The organism is Thioclava kandeliae, assembly GCF_040297545.1.
GTDB classification, from domain to species: domain Bacteria; phylum Pseudomonadota; class Alphaproteobacteria; order Rhodobacterales; family Rhodobacteraceae; genus Thioclava; species Thioclava kandeliae.
The window spans coordinates 22,570-31,027 of sequence record NZ_JAYWLC010000023.1 but is presented as its reverse complement, the minus strand read 5'-3'; the positions used below and the strand labels follow the sequence as shown (position 1 = coordinate 31,027).

General features: G+C 64.1%; 6 protein-coding genes. All 6 read right to left on the bottom strand.

Going from position 1 to position 8,458, the window contains the following annotated elements:
- Positions 1-205 precede the first annotated feature (205 nt).
- Positions 206-1,216, bottom strand: a complete 1,011-nt coding sequence (locus VSX56_RS18020; RefSeq protein ID WP_350939014.1) for a zinc-dependent alcohol dehydrogenase family protein — start codon at positions 1,214-1,216, stop codon at positions 206-208.
- Positions 1,217-1,407: 191 nt separating this feature from the next.
- Positions 1,408-2,904 carry a sodium:solute symporter family protein gene (locus tag VSX56_RS18015; RefSeq protein WP_350939013.1) on the bottom strand — a complete coding sequence of 499 codons (1,497 nt, stop codon included), beginning with the start codon at positions 2,902-2,904 and terminating at the stop codon, positions 1,408-1,410.
- Positions 2,901-3,089, bottom strand: a complete 189-nt coding sequence (locus VSX56_RS18010; protein ID WP_339114827.1) for a hypothetical protein — start codon at positions 3,087-3,089, stop codon at positions 2,901-2,903. The genes VSX56_RS18015 and VSX56_RS18010 overlap by 4 nt, the downstream gene beginning before the upstream one ends.
- A 57-nt stretch (positions 3,090-3,146) precedes the next feature.
- Positions 3,147-4,289 (bottom strand): FAD-dependent monooxygenase, encoded by a 1,143-nt coding sequence (locus VSX56_RS18005; RefSeq protein ID WP_350939012.1) that lies wholly within the window; start codon positions 4,287-4,289, stop codon positions 3,147-3,149.
- Between the two features lie 188 nt (positions 4,290-4,477).
- Positions 4,478-7,939, bottom strand: coding sequence for a molybdopterin cofactor-binding domain-containing protein (locus tag VSX56_RS18000; RefSeq protein WP_350939011.1), 3,462 nt, complete (start codon positions 7,937-7,939; stop codon positions 4,478-4,480).
- Positions 7,932-8,435, bottom strand: coding sequence for a (2Fe-2S)-binding protein (locus tag VSX56_RS17995; protein ID WP_350939010.1), 504 nt, complete (start codon positions 8,433-8,435; stop codon positions 7,932-7,934). The genes VSX56_RS18000 and VSX56_RS17995 overlap by 8 nt, the downstream gene beginning before the upstream one ends.
- Positions 8,436-8,458 lie beyond the last annotated feature (23 nt).

Below are 8,458 nucleotides of genomic sequence, written 5' to 3'. Positions count from 1 at the left end.
CCAGATCGCGGCCACCTCGTCGGGGCGCCCGTTGCGCCTCATCGATGATGCGATGGCCGATCACGTCTATCAGCAGACCGTACAGATGCTGGATGAGGACGGTGATCTGACCCTTGAATGGGACGCCCATCTGCGCTCGATCGAAGGTAGGGGCACGGATTACCGCCTCTAAGGCGCGCACCCTGACGGGAGCGCGCCTGCAGGATCAGCTTTCGGGCGAGAGCGTCACGCAGATCTTGCCGAAATGCGCACCGCTTTCCTGATGGCGGAAGGCATTTGCCAGCTCTTCCAGCGGGAAGGTCCGGTCGATCACCGGCGTGATGGCCAGCGCCTCAAGCGCCTTCACGAAATCGAGCTGATGCTGGCGGGAGCCGACGATCAGCCCCTGAAGGCGCTGCTGTTTGCGCATGAGGGTGGCGGTCGGGATCTCGCCGCTGATGCCCGTGAGCACGCCGATCAGGGCAAGATGCGCCCCCGGTCGGCCCGCCGCGATAGACTGTGCAAGCGTCGCCGGACCGCCGACCTCGACCACCAGATCGACCCCGCGCCCGCCCGTCAGGCGCACCATCTCCACGCCCCAGTCCGGCGTCTTGCGGTAATTGATCACATGATCGGCGCCCAGTTCCTTCAGCTGCGCCATCTTCGCCTCCGACGAGGTGGTCGCGAGAACCGTGGCCCCCATCGCCTTCGCCAGCTGCAGCGCATAGATCGAGACACCACCCGTGCCCAGCACGGCCACCGTATCGCCTGCCTTCAGCCCGCCATCGACCACCAGCGCCCGCCATGCCGTCAGACCGGCGGTCGTGATGGTGGCGGCCTGCGCGTGGCTCCAGCCCTTTGGCGCGGGGGTGAACCAGTTAGCCGGACGCGTCACCGCCTCGCGGGCATAGCCATCGATCCCGTCACCCGGCACGCGCGAGAAATCCGAAGGCCGCGCCACACCATCCTGCCAGTCGGGGAAGAAACAGGCCACCACATGATCGCCCACTGCATATTCTTGCACGCCTTCACCCACGGCCAAGACCACACCCGCACCGTCAGCCATCGGAACACGCCCGTCCGCGGCCCCGTTTTCCGCCGAGCAAACGCGATAATCGTGGAAGTTCAGCGATGTGGCATGCAGCCGCACGGTGATCTCGCCCGCCTGCGGGGCGCGGGGCTCGGGCACCTCGGCCAGCACCAGGCTGTCGAGCCCGCCCGGGGCCTTTATGCTCATCTGCTTCATCTTGGTCCTCGATCCTTGTTCGGGCAGAGTATAGCGCGCGTGACGCATCCGGCCATGCGGCTGCCGCGAAGACAGGCCCGGTTCTGTGCGCTGGATGCGTCCATAGACCGGATAGCCAAAATGAAAAAGGCCGCCCCCTTTTGCGGAGGGCGGCCATCACTGGTTACCAACGAGGGGCGGGGTTATTCGCCCGCGACCGCGCGCGCGGTGGCCATCGAGGCCGGAGCCTCATCGACGAAACCGTCGATCGCCTCTCCTGCGGCGCGCTTGGTGACAAGGCTGACCCCCACAAAAAGGAGCGCCGCGACCGGCAGGCTGAGGATGCCCGCATTCAGCCCGAAGAGCGAATTGCCCGACAGATACATCCACAGGACAAAGATCACGCCGCCGACGATGGAGACGAGCGCCCCTGCCGCCGTTCCGCGCTTCCAGAAGAAGGCGCCGATGATGGCGGGCACGACCACGATCAAGCCGACGGAAGCCGCAACCGACAGGATCGAGATCATCGAGATCTGGAGCGAGGAGAAGATTAGCGCGAGGATCGAGATCACGGGGATGACGAATTTACCGATCTTCAGCTGCTGCGCATCTTCTGCCTTGCCCGACAGATTGCCATAGACATCACGGGCAAAGACCGAGGACAGCGTCAGCAGGATCGAGTCGATGGTCGAAACGGCCGCCGCCAGAATGCCTACCATCACCACCACGCCCAAAACCGGCGGCACATACTCCGACGACAGCAGTGTGGCCGTCGCGAGATCGGGCTTTTCCAGATCGGGGAAGGCGACGAAAGCCGAGAAGCCCCAGATCACCGATACGACCGTATAGATCAGACCGAAGCACAGGAAGATCAGCAACATACGACGCAGCGCGCCCATGGATTCGGGCATGAAGAGCCGCTGGCTGACCTGCGGGTTGGAGATCGAGAAGAAGAACCACGGAATGGTCAGGCCAAGGAAGGTCTGGAAGGAGAAGAGGCCCGGCCCCGGCACCTGCAGCATCGAAGGCTTGCGCTCGGAAATGGTGGCGAACATCTCGCCGAACCCACCCAGCTTGGAGACCACGATGGCACCGACCAGAACGGAGGCCACGATCATCACCAGCGCCTGCAGGCTATCGGTCCACATGACGGAACGGATACCCGCGACATAGGAGAAGAAGATCGCCAGCACGGTCGCGATCACGATGCCCACACCGAAACTGATCCCGCCACCGGTCATGCCCGACAGCAGATACCCCACACCCGACAGCTGCACCGCCGAATAGGGGATCAGGAAGATCAGGCTGGTCAACCCTGCGGCCACTGCGACCCAGCGTGAGCCATAGCGCTTCCCCAGCATCTCGGAAGGCGTCACGAAATCGTATTTCTTGCCCGCGCGCCAGAAGCGCGGCCCGAAGATCGCCACCAGCGACACACCCGCGAAATAGACGATCTCGAAGCCCAATGCGCCGACGCCGCCCTTATAGGTCAGGCCCGCAAGCCCCACCATCATGAAGGCCGAATAGGTCGTCGCCGAATAGCTGAGCGCCGATACAAGCCCACCCATATGGCGCCCGCCCAGGAAATAGCCCGACATGGTCGCACCGCCCTCCTCGGCGCCACCGCGCGAGAGATAGGCCACCACACAAGACAGCGCGATATAGATCGCGATGCCCCAGATCACGAGAGAAAGCGTCATTGCGCATCCTCCTTGCCAAAGCCCGCTGTCGCGACCGCGTTCAGCACGATGACGGCCAGACCCGCCACTATCCAGAAGAGGAAGCTGCCATACCATGCAGCGACCTGTCCGATTATGAGATATGGCACCGCGTAGCAGGCCAATACCACCAGTGCCATCAGCACCAGAGCTGTTTTGCGTGACATCTGTTTCCCTGTTGTTTGTTATGTCAGCGGGGCCACTCCCTCCGGCCCCGCCAGTGTTCAGCCCAGTTCGACCGTTAGCGGGTCATAGGCATATACCCATGCCGGATCTTCGGGGTTTTTCAACCATGTATTGGCATTGGAGATAGTCTGCACCTTGGTGGCGCGTTCCTTGCGGGTATTTTCGTAAAGCTTGAACGCGGTCGCGTAATCCTCGGTGCCGGTCTCGACCAGACAGCGCGTCAGCACGGCGGCATCTTCGATCGCCATGCACGCGCCCTGCGCCATATGCGGGCGCATCGGATGGCACGCATCGCCCAGCATCACCAGACGCCCGCGCGACCACAGGCCCATCGGGTCGCGGTTCCAGAACGGCCATTTGGTCACCGTCTCGGTTGCGTCGATCAGCCCCTGCACCATCTTGTGCGAACCGCCGAAGATCGCCTCCATCTCCTCGCGCGAGCTATCGACGAAGGAGGTCTCGTGTTCCCAGGCATCGACCGGAACGCCGGTCACATAGTAATATTCTGAACCGTCGTTCTTGGTGGCATAGGCCATGATATGGCGCGAATGCTCCCACCACCATTTCACGCAGCGCTCGTATTCCAGACCCGTCGCGCGCAGTTTGTCCATATTGACCAGCGCCCGATGCCCGACCCAGCCCGAGAAACGCGGCTTCTCGACGCCCAGCAGTCGCTCGCGGATCTTGGAGTTGATCCCGTCGGCCCCGATCACCAGCTTAGCCTCGACCTTTTTACCGTTGGCGAAGGTCAGAAGAACATGATCGTCACGTTCCTCGAGATCCTCCAGACGGTGGTCGAAATGCACGCGGCTCTGGTCCAGCGCCTCGATCTGCACGGCATGCATGTCACCGCGATGGATGGTGATATAGGGCGCGCCATATTCCTTCAGCGCATAGTCGCCCAGCGGGATCTCCGAGAGATATTCGCCCGTATTCCCGTCGCGCGAGAACCAGTGCGAGGGATGCGAGCCGATCTTGGCAAGCGTGTCCTCCAGCCCGATCTGGCGGAAGATCTTCATGACATTGGGGCCGATATGGATACCCGCACCGAGACGGGTGAATTCGGGCGCCTGCTCGAAGCAATGGGCGGTGAACCCCGCATTATCCAGAAGCGCTGCAGCGGCTGCCCCGCCGAGGCCCGCACCGATGACGGCAATGTCGATCTGTTCGGAGGTGCTCATGGTGAAATCCTCAACTGTGTTTTCTATTTATGTTTGTGCACAAACAATATTTGTAAGTCATCAAATTAAACTGGTTTCTGAGCCATATGATTTTACACCGGAGCTATTGCATATTTTACGGGCAGATCTGGCGACAGATGATCCAAAGTTGATCGTTATTATACAAACATATTTCCGCGACATGCGGCTCAGGGTGTCCATGGCGCGAGATCGGGTGCAAACCGCGCGCGCAGATAATCGGAAAGTCCGGTGACCTGCTCTGTGGACAGCTCGCCCCCGAAGGCCGGCATATCGCGCAGCGGCAATGACAGCGGTGCCTCGATCCCGCCATTGATCACGGTTTCCAGCGGCTTGCGCGAGGGTGCACGGATCGCCATCGAGTGCGACAGATCCACCTGCGCCGCGGTCAGCCCGCCTTCGAGACCGGGTGTGTGGCAGCTGGCACAGGCCGAGCGGAAGAGCACAGCCGACGGGCCTGCGGCCATCTCGGGCGCCAGTTGGGCCTTCATATCGGGCGCAGGCTTTGCCGGCCCCGCAATATCGGCCAGATATGTCGCCATGGCCTTGATGTCGGTATCGGGCAGCGCGGTCAGGCTCTCCACCACCTCGCCCATCGGACCCGAGGCGCTCGCCAGCCCCGCCGCATGGCCGCCCCGCAGATAGGCGTAAAGGCTCGCCTCGTCCCAGCCGCGGTTCGCACCCGCAAGAGGCGGGGCATACCAGCCATCCACCTCGGCGCCGCTCAGCGCCTTGGCGCCCTTGGCCTCGCCTCCCAACAGATCGCGCGGGCTGTGGCAGGCCGAGCAATGGCCCGCCCCCTCCACCAGATATTTCCCGCGGTTCCAGTCCACGGACTGCGCCGGATCGGATTTGAACGGCGCGGGGTCCAGATAGAGCGCGTTCCAAACTGCATTGACAGGGCGCAGGTTGACCGGTGCCAGCATCTGCGCCTTGGGCACCTCTGCCTTCTGCGCCGGTAGCGTCTGCAGATAGGCGTAAAGCGCGAACATATCGTCAGGCGTGATCTTGGCGAAGGCCGTATAGGGGAAGGCAGGATAGAGGTTATGCCCCTCGCGCGAGATGCCCTTGCGCATCGCACGGTCAAAGGCGGCAAAGGACCAGTTGCCCAGCCCCGTCTCGGGATCAGGGGTCAGATTGGTGGTATAGACCGTGCCAAAGGGCGTCTCCATGGCGCGGCCGCCGGTATTGGGCAGCCCCCCTTCCGCCGTATGACAGACCGCACAATCGCTCGCCGCAAAGACCTGCGCGCCTTGCGCGATGAGATCTTCGGAGAAGGACGAGGCAGGCGGTGCCGCCTGCGGCGGGATGGCGCGGGCCATCGGCATCGCCACGGCCCCGAGCGTCATCACCCCCGCCACCGAGGCTGCAAGCGTGGCCCCGATCTTGGCAAAACGTTTGGCCGGAGCCTGCGGTCTTGCGGCAGGGGCCGCGAGCCCCAGCAGCTCGCGCTGGCCCTGCGGCAGGGCCTCCAGCCCCGCACGCACGCGATCGGGGGTAAAGGGCGCCTCGCGCAGACGCAGGCCGGTTGCGTCGAAAATCGCGTTGGCGATGGCAGCGGCGGCCGGAACGGCGGCGCTTTCGCCCACCCCCAATGCCGGATCCTCGGGCCGCTCGATCAGCACCGAGCGCACCTCGGGCAGCTTGTCGAAACTCTGCATCGGATAATTGGCCCAGCTTTGCGGCACGGGGGCTAAGGCCTCGAAAGAGACCTCCTCCTGCAGCACGCGGCTGGTGGTCTGCATCACATTCCCATGGATCTGCGCCTTCACGCCCTCGGGGTTGATGACCAGCCCCTGATCCTGGCCCACCAGCACCCGCGACAGCGTCACCTCGCCAGTGACCACGTCTACCGCCACATCACAGACCCAGACCGCCGAGGCCGCCGCCGTGCCAGGGAAAGTGCCATGCACATAGGTGGCATAGGCAAAGCCGCGCCCATAGGCCATGCGCCCCTCGCGGCGCAGCTGCGGCCCCTGTTTAGGCTCCCAGCCCGCCTCCTCGGCGGTGCGCTGGATCAGGCTGCGGGCGCGCGGATCCTCCAGATGGCGCAGGCGGAACGCGACAGGATCCTCGCCCGCCTCATAGGCCATCTCGTCCATGAAGGATTCATGGGCGAAGGTATTGGGCAGCGCCGAGACACCGCGCATCCATGCCGCGCGCACCAGCGGCGCCATGTCATGCACGGTGATCCGCTTGTTGGGCACCTCATAGGGCGGGATGATGGTCCGGTCGCCCATATCGGAGGGGCGCGGCTCGGGGGTGATCATCCCCGTCAACAGCAGCGAGAGGTTCGGGCCGCGATTGGACGGATACCAAGTATCGAGCGCATAGGCATGCAGGCTGCCCGCCTTCAAGCCACCCTCAACCTCCATCAGCTGCGCCGCACCGCGCGGCTCCCACATATGTTCCTGCGCACGGGTCAGCTGCACCCGCACCGGCCGCCCCAAGGCGCGCGCCAGTAATAACGCATCGCCACAGACATCATCGGCACAGTTGCGGCCATAGCAGCCCGCCGCCTGCAAACGGCGGATCTCGACAGTGGCGGGGTCGAGCCCTGTCAGAACCCCCAGATCGCCCTGCAGCATATGCGGGTTCTGGGTGCCCGACCAGATAATTGGCTTTCCGTCATTCCAATCGGCCACGGCACAGGATGGCCCCATGGACCCGTGCAGATGATAGGGCCAGACATAGCGGCGGCTGAAGCTCCTGTCGCTCTCGGCGAGCCCCTTGCTGAAATCGCCGCTCTCGTCCAGCCGCCGCGGCGTGGACGGCGCCTCTTTCAGCGCACTGGCCAGATCACCTGTCTGCGGACCAACGGGCGGCGCGCGCCAGCGCACCGGCAGCGCCTCGGCCAGATCCTTCGCCTGCGGCGCGGTCTCGGCCACAACGGCCAGAAAATCGCCCTGTCGCACTACGGCGATAAAACCGGCGTGGCCCGCGATGGCCGCCTCGTCATAGGAGATCAGGCTGCGGCCCACAAACTCGCCGCTGTCACGCCCGGCATAGGGCGGGCGGATGACATGGCCATGCACCATCCCCGCCAGCTTGAAATCCTGAATATAGGTGAACTCGCCCCGCACTTTCTGCGGTAGATCGCGCCGACGCACGGGCTGGCCCACCAGCCGGTATTCCGAGGGCGCCTTGACGGGGATCTCGGGGTCGAGCCGCATCACCGTGTCGCGCCCCGCGACGATCCGGGCATAAGAGATCGACCGGTCGCCCCAGATCACGGCGCCGTCACGGGTGACCACCTCGGCCACTGGCGCATTCAGCTGACGTGCGCCCTCGCCTGCCAGAAACTGGCGCAGCTGGGCCGCCGCGCGGCGCAGCGGCCATGCCGCGACCTGAATCGTCTCCGAGGCGATCGTCGGACCCTGATTGGGGGTTGTCGCGGTATCCCCCAGCACGATGCGCACCTGCGACATCGACAGATCCAGTTCCTCGGCCATGATCTGCGCAAGCGCCGTCTCGATACCGGTGCCCAGATCGACATGACCGTTGAACCCGCAGGCATGGCCATCGGCGGTGATCATGACATGAGTGATCCGGCCCTCGGCGCGATCCTCGAAGACCGAGATCTGGCCGATGCCCTGTGTCTGCACGTCCAGCACTGCCATATCCTCAGCCATGGGACACCTCCCGCGCCGCAGCCATCAGCCGCGCGGCCTGCTCGACCGACTCGATGATTTCCTGATGGGTCCCGCAGCGGCAGATATTATCGCGCAGCGCCTCGCGGATGCGGGCGCGGTCAGGTGCGGGCTCCTGCGCCAGAAGCGCACAAGCCGTCATCACCATCCCGTTCAGGCAATAGCCGCATTGGGCGCCCTGTTTTTCCACGAAAGCCTGCTGGACCGGATGCAGCCGGTCACCCTCGGCCAACCCTTCGAGCGTGGTCACCTCGGCCCCGTCCACCCGTGCCGCCCGCAACACACAGGCCCGCGCGATCTTGCCATCGACCAGCACCGAACAGGCCCCGCATTGCGCACGACCACAGCCATATTTCGGCCCGCGAAGCCGGAAGACATCGCGTAACACGTCCAGAAGCAGATCCTTCGGAGCGGCTTCGATACTGACGGGCGCTCCGTTGAGACGGAACCGCGTGAGTGTGGACTGTGCGGTAGACATGGGAAGACCTTCCTGGTTTGATC

Coding starts and splice junctions, on each gene's coding strand:
- VSX56_RS18020 (WP_350939014.1), bottom strand. CDS start 1,216: ATGAGCATAAAGGCCCCGGGCGGGCTCGACAGCCTGGTGCTGGCCGAG.
- VSX56_RS18015 (WP_350939013.1), bottom strand. CDS start 2,904: ATGACGCTTTCTCTCGTGATCTGGGGCATCGCGATCTATATCGCGCTG.
- VSX56_RS18010 (WP_339114827.1), bottom strand. CDS start 3,089: ATGTCACGCAAAACAGCTCTGGTGCTGATGGCACTGGTGGTATTGGCC.
- VSX56_RS18005 (WP_350939012.1), bottom strand. CDS start 4,289: ATGAGCACCTCCGAACAGATCGACATTGCCGTCATCGGTGCGGGCCTC.
- VSX56_RS18000 (WP_350939011.1), bottom strand. CDS start 7,939: ATGGCTGAGGATATGGCAGTGCTGGACGTGCAGACACAGGGCATCGGC.
- VSX56_RS17995 (WP_350939010.1), bottom strand. CDS start 8,435: ATGTCTACCGCACAGTCCACACTCACGCGGTTCCGTCTCAACGGAGCG.